The organism is Pseudomonas capsici, assembly GCF_017165765.1.
Classification (GTDB): Bacteria; Pseudomonadota; Gammaproteobacteria; order Pseudomonadales; family Pseudomonadaceae; genus Aquipseudomonas; species Aquipseudomonas capsici.
In genome coordinates this window covers 26,130-44,144 of record NZ_JAFGZD010000022.1, presented here as the reverse complement: position 1 = coordinate 44,144, position 18,015 = coordinate 26,130, and the positions used below count along the sequence as shown (strand labels likewise).

Below are 18,015 nucleotides of genomic sequence, written 5' to 3'. Positions count from 1 at the left end.
CTCTATCGACCAGTAGCGCTTCTCTTTGAAACCGTCGGCCATGCTCGGGACAGGGTGGATTCGACAATCTTGAAGATGAGAATAAATAACATTTAGCGCATAATACGCGCCGCAAAATGCCTCTCGAGTGGTGGGTGTGTTGAAGAAAATCCTGTTCCAGATTCATTGGTTCTTTGGAATCACGGCAGGGCTGGTCCTGGCCTTGATGGGCATTACCGGTGCGTTGTATTCGTTCGAGGACGAGATTCTCGACGCGCTCAACCCCGATGTGCTGCTGGTTCAGGAACGTGCCGCCACTTTGCCCGCACCCGAGCTGGTACGCAGGCTTGAAACTGCCACAGGCCTGAAGGTGGCGATTCTGCGTGTCCAGACGACGGGCAATCGCGTTGCCCAGGTCTATTTCACTCCCGAGCCGGGTCAGCGACGTGGTCCCAAGCGCAATTTCGATCCTTATACGGGGGAAATCAGAGGCAACGGTGTCGGTGAGGGTTTCTTCGATTTCGTTCTGAACCTGCATCGCTATCTTGCCGCAGGCGAAGTCGGTAAACAGATCACGGCTGCCTGTACCTTGATTCTGGTGTTCTTCTGCCTGTCCGGTCTTTATCTGCGCTGGCCGCGCAAGGCGCTGGACTGGCGTGTCTGGCTGACGATGGACTGGGCGAAGAAGGGGCGCAGTTTCAACTGGGACCTGCACTCGATATTCGGGACCTGGTGCCTGCTTTTCTATCTGTTGTTCGCCGTGACCGGCTTGAACTGGTCCTATGAATGGTTCAGCAACGGCATGAACAGGCTGCTGGGCGATCCTCCACCTGCCGAGCAGGGCAAAGGCGAGAAACGTGCTCAGCCCGCGGGCCCGCTGGTGGTGGATTACGATGCCGTCTGGGCCAGCATTCAGGAAGCGGCCGGGCCTGAGCTGGGCTCCTATAACCTGAGACTTCCGGCGAGCGGCGGCCAGCCCGCGACCGTGTTCTACCTGCTCAAGAACTCACCGCATCCACGGGCTTTCGGCACGATCAATCTTGATCCGGCCACCGGCAAGGTCAATTTCGTTTCGCGCTATGAGGAAAAGAGTCTGGGCGCTCAGCTACTGACCAGTAACTATTCCCTGCATGTGGGCAGTTATTTCGGTCTCGGCGGTCGTATCATCATGACTGTTGCTGCATTGATGATGCCGCTGTTCTTCATCACCGGCTGGCTTTTGTATCTGGATCGTCGTCGCAAGAAGCGTGAGATCAGGAATGCTCGCGGCGGTCTTGCGGGGAATCCGGATAATGACGCCGCGTCGTGGCTGATTGGTTTTGCCAGCCAGAGCGGTTTTGCCGAACAGCTGGCCTGGCAGACGGCAGGCCAGTTGCAGTCGGCCGGGTTGCCAGTGCGTGTAAAGCGACTGGGCGACCTGACCGGGCAGGAGCTGAGCCAGAGCCAGCATGCCTTGTTCGTGGTCAGCACCTTTGGCGATGGCGAGGCACCGGACAGCGCTCGTGGTTTCGAGCGCAAATTGCTCGGTAGCGAGCTGCCTCTGCAGAATCTGAACTATGCCGTCCTGGCTCTGGGTGATCGACAGTATCCGCAGTTCTGCGCTTTCGCCCACCGACTGCATCACTGGCTGGTCGAGCGCGGCGGTCGCACACTGTTTGCGCCGGTAGAAGTCGACAGCGCCGATCCTGGCGCACTGCAGCACTGGCAACAACAACTGGGACAACTGACGGGCAGCTCGCCCGTTGTGTCCTGGCAGGCCCCGGTTTTCGAGAACTGGACGCTGACGCGCCGCGAGCTGTTGAACCCCGGCAGCAGCGGTTCAAAAGTCTTTCTGGTGGATCTGGCTGCACCGGGTGCCGCAACCTGGCAGGCGGGGGATCTGGTCGAAGTATTGCCACGCAACAGCGTGGCGGCCCTTGAGCATTTCCTGAGCGGTCTTGGCATTGCGCACGACACGCCGGTCAGCGTGGATGGCTTGCAGGAGACTCTGCTACAGGCGCTGGCGACTCGTCAGTTGCCCCAGCACCGTGCGCATCTGGTCGGCCTGCATGCACAGGCGCTGGTCAATGCGCTGGTGCCTCTGGCTGCTCGCGAATATTCGATCGCTTCTATTCCCGAGGATGGCGTGCTGCAACTGCTCGTGCGTCAGGAACTGCATCCCGATGGCAGCCTGGGACTCGGCTCTGGCTGGTTGACCGAGCATGCGTCTCTGGAGAGTGCTATCAGCCTGCGCCTGCGTCGGAACAGCAGTTTCCATTTACCGGTCGAACCGATGCCGTTGATTCTGTTGGGCAACGGCACCGGGCTTGCCGGGTTGCGCAGCCTGCTCAAGGCGCGTATTGCTCAAGGGCATTCGCGCAACTGGCTGTTGTTTGGCGAACGCAATGCGGCCCATGATTTTCATTGTTCTGCCGAGCTTCAAGGCTGGCTGGCGGATGGGAGTCTGGCTCGTCTGGATCTGGCGTTCTCCCGCGATCAGGCGCAAAAGATCTACGTGCAGGATCGTTTGCGCGAAGCCGCCGATGAGTTGCGTGCCTGGCTGGATCGGGGCGCTGCGATCTACATCTGCGGCAGCCTTGAGGGGATGGCGGCGGGTGTGGATCAGGTACTCAAGGATGTGCTGGGTGAGCAGGCGGTAGCCGAGCTGATCGAGCAAGGGCGTTACAGAAGGGATGTGTATTGAGTTGTCGCGGCCAAGGCCTCTCCCACACTGTTCTGTGAAAGGGGGCTTGGCCGCGACAGGGTATTACGCCGCTACAAACTGCTCGGCGTGATGGCAGGCTACCTGACGGTTATCCACCGTCCGTAACTCGGGGATTTCCTTGGAGCAGCGCTCGGTCGCGTAGGGGCAGCGCTTGTGGAAGGCGCAGCCGCTTGGCGGGTTTAGCGGGTTGGGGAGCTCACCGACGATCTTGATCTTCGGCTTCAGCGGGTCCGGGTGGATGGTCGGAGTCGCCGAGAGCAGTGCCTGGGTGTAAGGGTGCAGAGGGCGATTGTAGATTTCTTCCTTCGGCCCCATTTCCGCAGGTCGTCCCAGATACATCACCAATACCGTGTCGGCCACGTGACGCACCACCGACAGGTTGTGGGAGATGAACACGTAGGCCGTATTGAACTCCTGCTGCAGGTCCATGAACAGGTTCAGCACCTGTGCCTGGATCGACACATCCAGCGCTGAGGTCGGTTCATCGGCCACCAGCACCTTGGGTTGCAGCATCATGGCACGAGCCAGGGCGATACGCTGGCGCTGACCACCGGAGAACATGTGCGGGTAGCGCTGGTAGTGCTCGGGACGCAGGCCCACCTGACTCATCATCGCCTGAACCTTTTCCCGGCGTTCGGCACGGCTGAGGTCGGTGTTGATCAGCAGCGGCTCGCCCAACTGGTCACCGATCTTCTGCCGCGGGTTGAGCGAGGCATAAGGACTCTGGAACACCATCTGCACGTCTTTGCGCAATTGCTTGCGCTCGGACTTGCTGGCTCCCGCGACTTCCTGTCCGGCGATTTTCAGGGAACCGGAGGTCGGCTCTTCGATCAGGGTCAGGGCACGGGCCAGAGTGGATTTGCCACAGCCGGATTCACCGACCACAGCCAGGGTCTTGCCCGCTTCCAGTTCAAAGGAAACGCCGTTGAGGGCACGCACCAGTGCATTGCCCTTGAACAGGCCGCGAGAGACTTCGTAATGACGGGTAAGGTCGCGGGCGGTAAGTACGACGCTCATCACGCCACCTCCTGATTCAACGGATAGAAGCAACGAGCCAGACTGTGGGCTTTGGGGTCCAGTGCCGGGCGCTGGATGCGGCAGTTTTCCTGTGCATAAGGGCAGCGCGGTGACAGCAGGCAGCCCATCGGACGGTCATAACGACCAGGCACCATGCCGGGCAAGGTCGCCAGACGTGCTGCACCCATGCTGTGTTCCGGGATCGCCGCCAGCAGTGCTTCGCTGTAAGGATGCGCCGGAATATCGAACAGGCCGGGCACCTGACCGACTTCCACGGCTTGCCCGGCATACATCACGCAGACGCGCTGGGCGGTTTCGGCTACTACAGCCAGGTCGTGAGTGATCAGCACCAGCGCCATGTCCTGATCCTTTTGCAGGCTCAGCAGCAGGTCCATGATCTGTGCCTGGATGGTCACGTCCAGCGCAGTGGTCGGCTCGTCGGCAATCAGCAGCTTGGGCTCACCGGCGATGGCCATGGCAATGGCCACACGCTGACTCATGCCGCCGGACAGTTGATGCGGGTAGGCATCCAGGCGCGACGCGGCACCCGGAATCTCCACCTTTTCGAGCAGCTCCAGCGCCCGCTGGCGAGCGGCCTTGCCGGACAGTTTCAAGTGCTGGCGCAGCACTTCTTCGATCTGAAAGCCCACGGTGTAGCTGGGGTTCAGGGCGGTCATCGGATCCTGGAAGACCATCGCCAGGTCCTTGCCGATGATGCGGCGACGTTGACGGGCATTGAGCTTGAGCAGGTCATTGCCGTCGAAATTCAGCGCATCGGCAGTGATGATGCCGGGAGCGTCGATCAGCCCCATCAGCGCCATCATGGTCACGGACTTGCCGGAACCCGACTCGCCGACGATGGCCAGGACTTCGCCTTTCTCGACACTCAGGGACAGGCCATCCACAACCGGGACGGCCTTGGCGTCGCCGAAGCGGACGTTGAGATTCTGGATTTGCAGAAGTGACATACGAATCTCCTCAGGCGGCATTCTTGAGTTTCGGGTCCAGCGCATCGCGCAGGCCGTCGCCCATCAGGTTGATTGCCAGCACGCTGAGCAAAATGGTCAGACCGGGCAGGCTCACGACCCACCAGGCGCGTTCGATGTAGTCGCGAGCCGAAGCGAGCATGGTGCCCCACTCAGGCGTCGGCGGTTGCACACCAAGACCCAGGAAGCCCAGTGCTGCGGCATCGAGGATGGCGGAGGAGAAACTCAGGGTTGCCTGAACGATCAGTGGCGCCATGCAGTTGGGCAGCACGGTAACGAACATCAGGCGGGGCAGGGTGGCACCGGCCAGACGGGCAGCGGTCACGTAATCGCGGTTCAGCTCGCCCATCACCGCAGCACGGGTCAGGCGTACATAGGACGGCAGCGACACGATGGCAATGGCGATCACGGTATTGATCAGACCTGGGCCGAGGATCGCGACGATGGCCACAGCCAGCAGCAGCGACGGCAGGGCCAGCATGATGTCCATCAGGCGCATGACCGAAGGGCCGAGGAAGCGCGGGAAGAACCCGGCCAGCAGACCCAGCAGAATACCGGGGATCAGCGACATGACCACCGACGACAGACCGATCAGCAGCGACAGCCGCGAGCCCTGGATCAGGCGCGACAGCAGGTCACGGCCCAGCTCGTCGGTGCCGAGAATGAACTGCCATTGACCGCCCTCAAGCCAGACCGGTGGAGTCAGCAGGAAGTCGCGGTATTGCTCGCTCGGATCGTGGGGCGCAACCCAGGGGGCGAACAGCGCGCAGAACACGATCAGGATCATGAACATCAGGCCGGCAACGGCACCTTTGTTCCGGGAAAAGGCATGCCAGAATTCTTTGTAGGGCGATGGGTAAAGCAGGCTTTGATCGACTGCTACCTCAGGAGTAGGTGTGCTCATTGGTCAGGATCTCAGCGCTGGTGACGGATACGTGGGTTGGCAAAGCCGTAGAGGATATCCACGACGAAGTTGACCAGGATCACCAGACAGGCGATCAACAGAATGCCGTTCTGCACGACCGGGTAATCCCGTGCGCCGATGGCCTCGATCAGCCATTTACCGATGCCGGGCCAGGAAAAGATGGTTTCGGTCAGTACGGCACCTGCCAGCAGCGTGCCGACCTGCAGGCCGAATACGGTCAGGACCGGGATCAGCGCATTGCGCAGACCGTGGACGAACACCACGCGAGCCGGCGACAGGCCTTTGGCCCGTGCGGTACGCACGTAATCTTCGCGCAGCACTTCGAGCATCGAGGAGCGGGTCATCCGCGCGATCACCGCCAGCGGGATGGTGCCCAGCACGATGGCCGGAAGAATCAGGTGATGCAGGGCATCGAGGAACGCGCCTTCTTCGTCGCTGAGCAGGGTGTCGATCAGCATGAAGCCGGTCACCGGCTGAATGTCGTACAGCAGGTCGATGCGTCCCGATACCGGGGTCCAGCCCAGGGATACCGAGAAGAACATGATGAGGATCAGGCCCCACCAGAAGATCGGCATCGAGTAGCCCGCCAGCGAAACGCCCATGACCCCGTGATCGAACAGCGAACCGCGCTTGAGTGCGGCAATGACTCCGGCCAGAAGGCCGACGATGCCGGCGAAGATCAAGGCTGCGATCGACAGTTCAAGCGTTGCGGGAAACAGGGACGTGAACTCGGTCCAGACGCTTTCGCGGGTACGCAGGGATTCGCCGAGGTCGCCCTGGGCGAGCTTGCCGACATAGTCGATGTACTGCGCATAAAGCGGTTTGTTCAGACCAAGGCGCTCCATGGCCTGGGCGTGCATTTCCGGGTCGACCCGGCGCTCGCCCATCATGACTTCGACCGGATCGCCGGGGATAAGGCGAATCAGGGCGAAGGTCAGCAGGGTAATGCCGAAGAAGGTAGGGATCAGTAACCCCACCCGGCGGGCAATAAAACTAAACATCTTGTGGTGTACCTCATCAGCCTTTCAGGCATGCCGACCTTGATCTTGTGGACGCGGGCGGCTGTTTTTCTTACTTCACCCGTGCAGTGGTGAAGTTGTTATTGGTCAGCGGGCTGATATGAAAGCCTTCGACATTCTTGCGCATTGCTACGAACAGTTTTGGATAGGCCAGGCTTATCCATGGTTGCTCCTGGTTGAACACTTGCTGGGCCTTTTTGTAGAGCGCGGCACGTTCGGCTGGGTCGGTTTTTTCCCTGGCCCGGGTGATCGCGTCTTCAAAGTCCTTGTTGCACCAGCGAGCATAGTTTTCGCCATTTTTTGCGGCGTCGCAGCCGAGGTTCGGCGTCAGGAAGTTATCCGGGTCGCCGTTGTCGCCTGCCCATCCCGCAAAAACCATGTCATGTTCGCCATTCTTGGCGCGTTTCAGCATTTCACCCCATTCCATGACGCGAATGTCCAGCTTGATGCCTACCTTGGCCAGATCGCCCTGAAGCATCTGTGCCCCCACCAACGGGTTGGGGTTGGTCACTGCACCACCATTGCGAGCGAACAGAGTAAATACCTGTCCTTCTGGAACGCCGGCCTCTTTGAGCAAGGTACGGGCTTTGGCCGGATCGTACGGCGGGCTTTGGCTATCGTTGTCGTAGCCGATCATGGTCGGTGGGTAGGGGCCGACGCCCTCGGTGGCCTTGCCTTCGCCAAACAGAGCCCTGATGTAGGACTTCTTGTCGAAAGCCAGGTTGATCGCTTGCCGCACGCGCACATCGTCAAGGTATTTGTGCGATGTGTTGATGGCGACATAGCTGGTCATCATGGCTTCCATCTCGTCGATCTTGAGATTCGGGTCAGCCTTGATGCTCGCAATATCGTCAGGTTTTGGATAAAGCGCAACCTGACATTCGTTTGCCTTGAGTTTTTGCAGGCGCGTGTTGTTGTCCAGAGTGATCGCAAAGATCAGCGCTTCGCTGGGGACTTTCAGCTTCCAGTAGTCCGGGTTGGCTTTATAGCGGACCTGGGCATCCTTGGCATAGCGCGTCAGGATGAACGGGCCGGTGCCAACGGGCTTGCTGTTGAGTTCGGCGGTCTTGTCAGCCTTGAGCAACTGATCGGCATATTCGGCCGAGTAGATCGAGGTGAAAGGCATCGCCAGATTGCGCAGGAAAGGCGACTCGGCTTTCGAGAGGGTGAATCTTACGGTGTAGTCGTCGACTTTTTCGACATTCTTGAGCAGTTCCTTGAAGCCCATGCTCTCGAAATAGGGGTAACCCACCAGTGAGCGCGCATGCCAGGGATGCTTGGCGTCCATCTGCCGCTGGAAGCTCCAGAGCACATCGTCGGCGTTCATGTCGCGGGTGGGCTTGAAGTAATCGGTGGTCTGGAACTTGACGCCCTGACGCAGCTTGAAGGTATAGACCAGACCGTCGGGGCTGATCTCCCAGCTCTCGGCAAGACCGGGAACGGTATCTGTGGTGCCAGGCGTGAACGCGACCAGACGTTCAAGGATGGTTTCTGCCGAGGCGTCTGCCGTCACGGCGGTGGTGTATTGCACGATGTCGAAGCCTTCCGGGCTGGCTTCGGTACAGACCACCAGCGGTTTGGCGCAGACACTGGCGGCGAAGCCGAATGCAGCGACGGCAATCGAGGCGCGTAGTGTGAGCAGTTTCAAGAGAAACCTCCTTTTGAGTGCGAAGGCCGTGGCTGCGGCGTGTGTCATGCACAGGCACGACGCACGCCGCAGTGGCATGGCTGTTTACAGAATCTTGAATGGGATCGTGGTCACGAGGCGGAATTCATTGATGTTGCCATCCGACTGGAATTCGCTTGCGCGGTGAGTGGTGTAGGTGGCTCGTACGGTCGTGGCCTTGAGCGGGCCGGACTGCACAGCATAGGTCGTGCCGATGCCGTACTCGTAGTGATGCTCACCATTCATCTGCCTTACGTCGGTATAGGCGTTGCCTCTGTAGTGAGTACCGTCGATACCCCAGCCACGAGCCTGATAGGCGTTGAATTTCAGGCCCGGTATGCCGTAATCGGCCATGTTGATGACATAGCTGAGTTGCAGGGATTTTTCGTTCGGGCCGTTGAAGTCCGACAGCAGGGAGTTGGCCAGGAAGATGGCGTTGGTTTCATGGGCGTAGTCGAAATACTCGTTGCCCATGACTTCCTGGTACGCAATGCCGAAGCTGTGCGCCTGATGAGTCGCGGTGAACGACAGGCTGTAGGTGTCGTTATCGATAGGTCCGAGCTTGCTCTGGCCCGAATCCTTGGTTTTGTAGTAGTTGAGGTTAGTGCTCAGCGCCACCGCCTTGCTGTCACCTATGTCATGGGTGAAGCCGAAGTAGTACTGTTTCCAGAGGTCTTCCAGGTCCGACGCGTACAGGCTGGTAGTCAGATTGTCGAACGGCTTGTAGTCGGCACCGACCATGCTCAGGCGGTCTGCGTTGGCATTGTTGGTGGCGTATTCGGAGCGGAACTTGCTCAGGCTCTGTTCGGTACGAGGCGAAACCCGATCGAAGCTGCCGGCCTGGATGGACAGGTTGTTGAACTCGTCGCTCTGCAGGGCAAAACCCTGGAAGCTGGAAGGCAAGGCACGGTTGCCGATAAATGCAATGACCGGTGTGTTGACCGACTGGCGGCCTGCAGTGAAGGTGGTGTTGGAAATCCGGGCCTTGACGTTACCCAGGCCCAGTTTGCTCCATTGTCCAACCGGGTCGCCGTCGTTTTCGGTCAGGGTACGGTTGGCACCGCCAGCGATGTCGCTGCGGTCTCTTTCCAGAGCGATGGCGTTGTAGAGCGCCACTTCGGTGCTGAAGCCGATTGTGCCCTGAGTGAATCCCGAGCTGTAGTTGACGATGGTGCCTTGTGCCCAGTTGATACGGCGAGGTGTCGTTGTTTCTACGCCGTTATTGCTATAGGTGAACCGGTTATCGCGACGGCGTAGCTCATTGGAATACCAGTTACGAGTCGTGCCCGTCAGATGCTGGTCTTCAAAAAAACCTTTTGCGTCGTCCTGTGCGCTGGAGGTGCTCAGTTGCGTCGGGATGAATGTATGGCTGCTTTCTTCTGCCTGGGCTACTGCGCCGAAGGAGGTCAGAGAGAGGGCAAGCAATGCCGTGCTGGTTGTTTTCAAGGGATACCGCTCCTTTTTTATTTCTTTTTTAAAGCGCCAGTTTTTCTGTCTGGCTTGGTGGTGCCGGGTTTTGGCCCGGTATTTTTTATGTGTCCGGCCACCCGCTTGCATCACTCGACGTCTGAGCGTGAGTGATGCAACCAGAGGGATTGAAGATCAGTCTTTGATGCTGACGCCCGAGAAGCTGTTGCGACCGAAGGGGCTTACGTGGAAACCCTCGACTTCAGCGCGCAATGGCTGGTTGACCGTTGAATGGGCAACCGGCGTGATGGGGACCTGTTCCTTGAGGTAGCGTTGAGCCTGCTTGTACAGGTCGGTACGTTTTTCCCGGTCGGTGGTGGAAATGGCCGCCTTGATCAGGGCGTCGTATTTCTCGTCGCACCACATCGAGTAGTTGTTGCCGCCGATGGCTGCACAGCTGTAGAGCGTACCGAGCCAGTTGTCCGGGTCACCGTTGTCACCTGTCCAGCCGATCAGCGAGATATCGTGCTCGCCGTTCTTGGTGCGCTTGAGGTACTCGCCCCATTCGTAACTGACGATCTTGACCTTGATTCCGACCTTGGCCCAGTCGGACTGGAGCATTTCGGCCATCAGCTTGGCGTTGGGGTTGTAAGGGCGCTGGACCGGCATGGCCCACAGCGTCAGTTCGGTACCTTCCTTGACCCCAGCTGCCCGCAGCAGCTCTTTGGCTTTTTCCGGGTTGAAAGGCGTGTCCTTGATGCTGTCGTCATAAGACCATTGGGTCGGTGGCATGGCGTTGACCGCCAGTTGCCCGGAGCCCTGATACACGGCGTTGATGATGGCCTGTTTGTTGACTGCCATGTCCAGTGCCTGGCGCACCTGCAGATTGCCCAGCGGTTCATGACGCACGTTGTAGGAGATGTAGCCCAGGTTGAAGCCGGGACGTTGCAGCACCTGCAACTGCTTGTCGGCTTTCAGGGCTTCGAGGTCGGCGGGCCTCGGGTTGAGCGTGACCTGGCATTCGTTCTTGCGCAGCTTCTGCATGCGTACCGAAGCGTCGGTATTGATGGCGAAAATCAACTGATCGACTTTGACGCGGCTCGGGTCCCAGTAGTCCTTGTTGGCTTTGTAGCGGATCTGCGAGTCCTTCTGATAGCGCTGGAACACAAACGGGCCAGTGCCGATAGGTTGCTGGTTGATATCCCGTGGGTCGCCCTTGGCCATCAGTTGCTCGGCGTATTCGGCGGAGAGAATCGAGGCGAAGTTCATCGCGATGTTCTGGATAAAAGCAGCGTCGACGGTATTGAGGGTGAATACGACGGTCAGCGGCCCGCTCTTCTCGATGGACTTGATCTTCTTGTTCAGGCCCATGCCGTTGAAATAAGGGAACTCTGTGGGATACGCCACGCGAAACGGGTGGTCGGTCTTGAGCATGCGATTGAAAGTGAAAACCACATCGTCTGCATTGAAGTCGCGACTTGGCTTGAAGTCTTTGTTGCTATGGAATTTGACACCTTCACGCAGATGGAAGGTGTAGACCAGACCATCGGGCGAGACATCCCAACTGGTGGCCAGGGCCGGTACGACGGTCGTGTCGCCGGGCTTGAATTCCGTCAGGCGGTTATAGATGGGTTCGGCTGCATCGTTGTCCGTTGCTGCGGTGTACTGGGCCGTATCGAAGCCGGCAGGGCTGGCCTCCGAGCAGAACACCAGACTGCTGGCGGCCTGGGCTGCAGTTGCCGCATTGAGTAGTCCAAGGCCAACTAATGATGTTATCGCGATTGTTTTACGCATAAGGATTCCTGTCCTTCCACGGGCGAGTGATAGCGCTCATATGTAACGACGCGTCCGAAAACAATATCTGAAGTAAGTAAAACTGCCACGACGGTATGTCGGCCAGCGCTTGCGGTAAATAGGTTCGCAGGCTCTAGTTGTTGTAGGAAAAAAACTTTCACCAAGTAGGTAATTGCTTTTAGCTGCAATTACGCAACTTGGCGAGTTTATTTTTCAGGCCGACGTTCAGTTGCCTGCGCTGCAATAACAGCGCAGGCGTATTGCTACTACTTCACGCTTACACCATAGAAGGAGTTCAGTCCGAACGGACTGATCTTGAAGTCCTGAACGGTATTACTCATCGGCTGGTAGACGGTGGAGTGCGCGATAGGCGTCATCGGCACGGCGTCCTTGAGCAGGTGTTGCGCCTGTTTGTACAGCTCGGTGCGTTTGGCCTGATCAGGTGTTGCCTTGGCCTGTTTGATGATTGCGTCGTAAGGCTTGTCGCACCACTTGGAGAAGTTGTTGCCATTGATGGCGTCGCAGCCGAACAGGGTGCCGAGCCAGTTGTCCGGGTCACCGTTGTCACCGCTCCAGCCAATCAGCATGGCGCCGTTTTCCCCGCCCTTGGAGCGTTTGATGTATTCACCCCATTCGTAGCTGACGATTTTTGCGTTGATACCGATCTTCTTCCAGTCGGACTGCAGCATCTCGGCCATCAGCTTGGCGTTGGGGTTGTAAGGACGCTGGACCGGCATTGCCCACAGGGTAATTTCGGTGCCTTCCTTGATACCGGCTTCCTTGAGCAGGGCCTTGGCTTTCTCGGGGTTGTACGGAGTGTCCTTGATGGTGTCGTCATAAGACCACTGGGTCGGCGGCATGGCGTTGACGGCCAGCTGGCCTGCACCCTGGTAGACCGAGTCGATGATCTGCTGCTTGTTGACCGCCATATCCAGAGCCTGGCGAACTTTCAGTTGCGCCATGGGGTTCGGTGTGTCGCTGCCTTTGATCTTGTCCATCACGTTGTAGGCGATGTAACCCAGGTTGAAGCCTGCCTGATCGGGCATTTTCAGCTTCTTGTCCGCCTTGAGCGTTTCAAGGTCGGCCGGCCGCGGGTAGGCGGTAATCTGGCACTCGTTCTTCTTGAGTTTCTGAATGCGTACCGAGGGATCGGTGGTGATGGCGAAGATCAGGTTGTCGATCTTGACGTCTTCGGGCTTCCAGTAATCCTTGTTACCGGTGAAGCGGATGTTGGAGTCTTTCTGGTAGCTCTTGAAGACGAACGGGCCCGTGCCGACAGGTTTGCTGTTGATGTCCGCAGCCTTGCCTTCCTTGAGCAACTGGTCGGCGTATTCGGCAGACTGGATCGAGGCAAAGGACATGGCCAGGTTCTGGATGAACGCGGCATCGACGGTGTTGAGAACGAACTTCACGGTGTAGTCGTCGACTTTCTCGACCTTGGCGATGTTGCTGTCCATGCCCATGTCGGTGAAGTACGGGAATTCGGTCGGGGCCGCTTTGCGGAACGGCTGGTCCTTGTCGATCATGCGGTTGAACGTGAACAGCACGTCATCGGCATTGAAGTCGCGACTTGGCTTGAAGTACGGCGTGGTGTGGAACTTGACGCCCTTGCGCAGGTGGAAGGTGTAAGTCAGCACGTCCGGGGACACATCCCAACTGGTTGCCAGGCCTGGCTCGACAGCCGTACCCCCACGCTCGAACTGGGTCAGCCGGTTGAACAGGGTTTCTGCCGATGCGTCGAAGTCGGTACCGGTGGTGTACTGGGCCGGATCGAAGCCCGCCGGGCTGCCTTCCGAGCAGAATACAAGGTTGGATGCCGCCTGAGCGAAGGGTGCGCTCGCCAGCAGGCTTGCGCCGACGATGAACGGGATGACTGCGTGTTTGAGCATGGAGGCCTCAGTTATTGTCATTTGGAGGGAACGACCTCGTGAGCCGATCCATCCGATACTTATGCAGGGGTCGTACCCGAAGCAAGGTGCTGACGACAAAGGGGCGCTAAAAAGTGGAACGAGCGTACATGAATGTCGCGTCAGTGTAATTTCTGCGCAGTTGATCGTTTGCGCAAAGGAATTTTGCCGTTTATCGCACCATAAACGCGCAACCGGGCGTGTTGAATGCACCCGGTTGGTGTGGGGTTGTTACCGTATATGACTTATTTGCTCAGGCTGACGCCATAGAAGGGGGTCAGGCCGAACGGGCTGATCTTGAAGTCCTGAACTTCCTGGCGCATGGGCTGGAAGACCTTGGAGTTGGCAATCGGGGTGATCGGCACCTGTGTCTTGAGCACCTTCTGCGCCTGTTTATACAGCTTGATCCGCTCATCCCGGTCGGTAGTGACCTTGGCCTGTTGCACCAGCTTGTCGTAGGCCGGATCGCACCATTTGGCGAAGTTGCTGCCCTTGACCGCCGCACAGCTGTACAGCACGCCCAGCCAGTTGTCGGGGTCACCGTTGTCGCCGGTCCAGCCGTAGATCATCACATCGTGCTCGCCTGCACGGGAGCGCTTCATGTACTCGCCCCATTCATAAGTGACGATGTTGGCCTTGATGCCGATCTTGTCCCAGTCGGACTGAATCATCTGCGCCGACATCCGTGCGTTGGGGTTGGAAGCCCGCTGCACCGTCATGGCCCACAGGTTGATCTGTGTGCCCGGCGCGATGCCTGCTTCCTTGAGCAACTGCTTCGCCTTGGTCGGGTCGTAGGGCGCGTCCTTGATGTCCGGGTCGAAGCTCCACTGGCCTGGAGGCAGAGCGTTCTGCGCCAGTTGCCCGGCGCTCTGGTAGACCGCCTTGATAATGGCCGGCTTGTCGATGGCCATGTCCAGCGCCTGACGAACCTTGAGCTGGTCCAGTGGCGGGTGTGTGACGTTATAGGCCAGGAAGCCCAGGTTGAAGCCCGGTTGGCTCAGGACCTTGATCTTCGGGTCTTTCTTGAACTCTTCGATGTCTTGCGGGCGAGGGTAGCCGCTGACCTGGCATTCACCGGCCTTGAGCTTTTGCAGGCGCACTGCGGCATCGCTGTTGATGGAGAAGATCAGGTTGTCGATCTTCACGTCTTCGGGCTTCCAGTAATCCTTGTTGCCCACATAACGGATCTGCGAATCCTTCTGATAGCGCTTGAAGACGAAAGGACCTGTGCCGACGGGTTTCTGGTTCAGTTCGGCAGCCTTGCCTTCCTTGAGCAATTGCGCGGCATATTCGGCGGACTGGATCGAGGCGAAGCTCATGGCCAGGTTCTGCACGAACGCAGCATCGACATTGTTCAGGTTGAACCTGACGGTGTGGGCATCGACCTTTTCAATGTTCTTGATGGTCTTGTTCATGCCCATATCGGTGAAGTAGGGCGATTCGGAAGGATAAGCCTTGCGAAACGGCTGCTCGGGATCGAGCAGTCGATTGAAGGTGAACAGCACATCGTCGGCATCGAAAGCCCGGGTCGGCTTGAAGTAGTCGGTGATGTGGAATTTCACGCCTTCACGCAGGTGAAAGGTGTAGCTCAGACCGTCTGCAGAGACTTCCCAGCGAGTCGCCAGCCCTGGCTCCACTTCCGTACCACCGCGCTTGAACTGGGTCAGGCGGTTGAAAACCGTTTCGGCCGAGGCATCGAAATCGGTACCGCTGGTGTACTGACTCGGATCGAAACCGGCCGGGCTGGCTTCGGAGCAGTACACCAGGGTACTGGCAGCCTGGGCCAGAGGGGCGCAGGCCAGCAGTGCGGTAGTCAACAGCAGCGGTTTGAAGATCGTATGTCCCATGAGACCCCTCGCAAAGTGCGGCAATAACCGTTCTGAATATCATCGTGCAGATAGACAGCGGATAGTGCCGTATTTGTCAGGAGTCGGACAACGCTCTTACTTGCCGGTGATTTTATTCCACAGGTCCGACAGCGAAGTGCTTTCGAAAAAGGTATTCAGGAAACTGGAGCTTTCTTGATTGAATGATCGCAAGCCTGCTTCTGCGCTTTTTCGCAATTGCTCATGGGTACGCTCCAGCTCGGTTTTGACCGATGCGCGTTTTATGAGGCTCGGGTTTCGCTTTGCCCAGTCGCGAACCAGATCGTCCTGCCAGTTGCTGTCCATGGGGTGAACGAGGAACTTTGCCGCCAGTTGTGCAGGGTGTTGCACGTCGTTCTTGCCAAACCACTGGCCCTTCATGGCCTGACCCACTTGCAGCACGGCTTTTTCCGCCAGCAGCGCAGACAGAGTGTGCAGCGGGTGTTCGGCATGGTCCTTGGCAAGCTGCGAATGCGATGGGTCAGTAGAACCGTTGACGTGCGGGTCATCGCCCAGTGTGGTCTGGATATCGTCGATGCTGTTGCCGAACCAGGTGGCCAAGCCTTGCATGGCCGTGCCGATTGCATTGTTGACGATTCTTCCCGGTGTACCGATGAACGCATAGAACCGCTCGACCTGTTCGGAGAACGGCAGGCTCGCCCATTGGTCACGGGTGGTCAGGAACGTTTCATAGCCTTGCAGCAGTTGCTCGTTGGGGTGCTCGCCGAGCAGGATCTGAATGATCTGGTCGCGCTCGTAGCGTTCCCCGGCCTTGATAGGCTCGAAGGGTTTGTCATCCGTCGAGAACAGCAGCTTGCCCAGTGGCGCTGCAAGGCTGGCGATGATGTCGCTGCCGCCGAACATGCCGGTCACCAGAGGCAGCCGATGCCGGCAGTCTGCCTCGGACGTCCATGGCAGGACGCTGCTGTAGCCGAGTTTTATCAGGCTCAACTCGACGAAGTTGGAATGGGCGAAAAAGTCTTCGAGGATATGCAGGCCCGAACCGAATGCCCGCAGACCATCGGTGGATTGGGGGCCAGCCTGCATGGCCATGTCCAGCTCACGGCTCATGGCATCAACCGAGCGCTGGATATAGCGTTTCATCGAACTCTGAAAGTCGACCTGCAAGACCGGATCGTCGGGTCTGACCCAGTCCTCGAAGTCGGCGTCGCGCTCCTTGGGGTTGGCCGGCTTCGGGTTCACGGTCCTGGGGTTGTCGATGTGCTCGCTCGGGCGATAAACCCCCAGCCTTTCTGGCGTCACGATAAAGCGCGAACGGTCAGTTTTCATCAGGTCGGTGAACTCCCGCACCGCCAGTACATCCACGATGCGGGTCAGGGCTTCGCGGGACAGCAGGTCCGGGAAACTCTTGGGCATGGTGGTGGCGCGGACTATCTTCGGATCGAGCAGTTGCGAGTAGTCACGCAACCAGTTACCGAAATAGATAGCCCGTATTTCATCCTTCCTGAAACCGGCGGTTTCAAGGATGGCTTCGATGGAGCCATGAGTGGCCTTGTCTTTGCTGCCTTCGCCTGCTTCAAAGCGGGCCGCAACGGGAAGAGGCTCGTGGGCCTCACCGGTATTGTCTTCATTCTGCTGATCGTGGACTGACGCGCTGGTACGAGGATTCATCCTTGATTCCTTTATTGAACGGTTATTAGAAGTTACAGGTGAGTTTACGAGTTACACGGGAGGGGAAAATCAGGCAGGGCGATGAGTGTTGTAGGGCAAGGGGGGCACGGGGTGTCGGGAGGTGATGCGGACAAGGTGGGAGGAGCCTTGGCCGCGATGAATGGATGTATCTGTGGGGAGCGAATCGGGTGGCGCTCCGCTCCCCCTCAGAGATCGTCTGTTCTGTGCAATCAGGGAATCTGCACCTCGATCACACCATCGGCTGCAACGCTGACCTGGCTGGTGCCGGCTTCGACATCCGGTGTCGGGGCCGCGTCGGCGCGTTCGGCTTTCATCATCATGACCGGCGCGCGCAGGTACGGCTGTGGATAACCCGAGGTATTGAGGTTCAGGTTCACCAGTTTGTAGCCTGTGCCACCCAGAGCCTCGGTGACCAGTTGGGCGCGGGCCTTGAACGCGGTAACGGCATCCTTGAGCAAGGCATCTTCACTGGCCTTGCGGGTTGGTGTGGAAATGGAGAAGTCCATGCCACCCATTTTCAGGTCGGTCAGCAACTCGCCCGTCAGTTTGGACAGCGCGGCGAAGTCGGCACTTTCCAGGCGCAGTTCGGCGCGCTCACGCCAGCCAGTGATGGTCTGGCCTTTCTCGTCGTAAATGGGGTAGCTGTTGCGGCTGCCCTGGCGGATCGTCACGTCCTTGACCTGACGCGCCTGACCCAGCGCCTTGTTCAGGGTTTCGGTGATCTGCGCCGCGAGCTTTGCCGGATCGCTGTTCTGGGCTTCGCTGTAGAGCGTGACGAGCATCAGGTCGCGCTGGACTTCCTGATTGACCTCGGCGCGCAATGAAATCTGGTTGTAACGGGGTTCCTCGGCAATGGCCTGGGCGCAGGCCAGGATCGTGATCCCCAGCGTGATGACCAGGGCGACAGGGCGAAGATTGAACATGGGAAACTCCTTGTTATAAAAGCGTCATCCGGCGGTTGTCGGACTGATGCAAAGCCATATGACTGTAGCCAACGGTTCCGGTTCCGGACAGTCGTGTCTGTGGCGCTTTGACGCACTTTTCCAGTTTTGCCTCTCGCTTGGTTATACTCGTTTCGATCCGCCTGGAGCGC

At 58.5% G+C, this 18,015-nt stretch carries 12 protein-coding genes; 1 reads left to right on the top strand and 11 read right to left on the bottom strand.

Annotated features, from left to right (window positions below):
- Positions 1-139 precede the first annotated feature (139 nt).
- Positions 140-2,662, top strand: coding sequence for a PepSY domain-containing protein (locus tag JSY17_RS22050; protein ID WP_206403066.1), 2,523 nt, complete (start codon positions 140-142; stop codon positions 2,660-2,662).
- Between the two features lie 63 nt (positions 2,663-2,725).
- On the opposite strand, the gene JSY17_RS22045 is transcribed toward JSY17_RS22050, so the two are convergent.
- The 11 genes from JSY17_RS22045 to JSY17_RS21995 form a co-directional block, all read right to left on the bottom strand.
- Positions 2,726-3,700, bottom strand: a complete 975-nt coding sequence (locus tag JSY17_RS22045) for a peptide ABC transporter ATP-binding protein (RefSeq protein ID WP_117184307.1) — start codon at positions 3,698-3,700, stop codon at positions 2,726-2,728.
- Positions 3,700-4,668, bottom strand: a complete 969-nt coding sequence (locus JSY17_RS22040) for an ABC transporter ATP-binding protein (RefSeq protein ID WP_117166381.1) — start codon at positions 4,666-4,668, stop codon at positions 3,700-3,702. The genes JSY17_RS22045 and JSY17_RS22040 overlap by 1 nt, the downstream gene beginning before the upstream one ends.
- Before the next feature lie 10 nt (positions 4,669-4,678).
- On the bottom strand, positions 4,679-5,590 hold the full coding sequence (locus tag JSY17_RS22035; protein WP_200979403.1) for an ABC transporter permease subunit: 912 nt from the start codon (positions 5,588-5,590) through the stop codon (positions 4,679-4,681).
- 11 nt (positions 5,591-5,601) lie between these two features.
- Complete coding sequence (locus tag JSY17_RS22030) at positions 5,602-6,612, bottom strand: ABC transporter permease subunit (RefSeq protein WP_117166379.1); 1,011 nt, start codon at positions 6,610-6,612, stop codon at positions 5,602-5,604.
- 70 nt (positions 6,613-6,682) lie between these two features.
- Entirely contained in the window at positions 6,683-8,278 is a 1,596-nt protein-coding gene (locus tag JSY17_RS22025; protein WP_117184309.1) for an ABC transporter substrate-binding protein, read from the bottom strand.
- Between the two features lie 84 nt (positions 8,279-8,362).
- Positions 8,363-9,742 (bottom strand): OprD family porin, encoded by a 1,380-nt coding sequence (locus tag JSY17_RS22020; RefSeq protein ID WP_117184310.1) that lies wholly within the window; start codon positions 9,740-9,742, stop codon positions 8,363-8,365.
- Positions 9,743-9,898: 156 nt separating this feature from the next.
- Positions 9,899-11,497, bottom strand: a complete 1,599-nt coding sequence (locus JSY17_RS22015) for an ABC transporter substrate-binding protein (protein ID WP_117184311.1) — start codon at positions 11,495-11,497, stop codon at positions 9,899-9,901.
- Between the two features lie 266 nt (positions 11,498-11,763).
- Positions 11,764-13,386, bottom strand: coding sequence for an ABC transporter substrate-binding protein (locus JSY17_RS22010; protein ID WP_117166375.1), 1,623 nt, complete (start codon positions 13,384-13,386; stop codon positions 11,764-11,766).
- A gap of 263 nt (positions 13,387-13,649) precedes the next feature.
- The gene (locus JSY17_RS22005) at positions 13,650-15,251 is read right to left on the bottom strand and encodes an ABC transporter substrate-binding protein (protein ID WP_206403050.1); all 1,602 of its coding nucleotides are present in this window, start codon (positions 15,249-15,251) and stop codon (positions 13,650-13,652) included.
- Positions 15,252-15,347: 96 nt separating this feature from the next.
- Positions 15,348-16,901 (bottom strand): HET-C-related protein, encoded by a 1,554-nt coding sequence (locus JSY17_RS22000; protein ID WP_206403051.1) that lies wholly within the window; start codon positions 16,899-16,901, stop codon positions 15,348-15,350.
- Positions 16,902-17,131: 230 nt separating this feature from the next.
- Complete coding sequence (locus JSY17_RS21995) at positions 17,132-17,845, bottom strand: SIMPL domain-containing protein (protein WP_117166372.1); 714 nt, start codon at positions 17,843-17,845, stop codon at positions 17,132-17,134.
- Positions 17,846-18,015 lie beyond the last annotated feature (170 nt).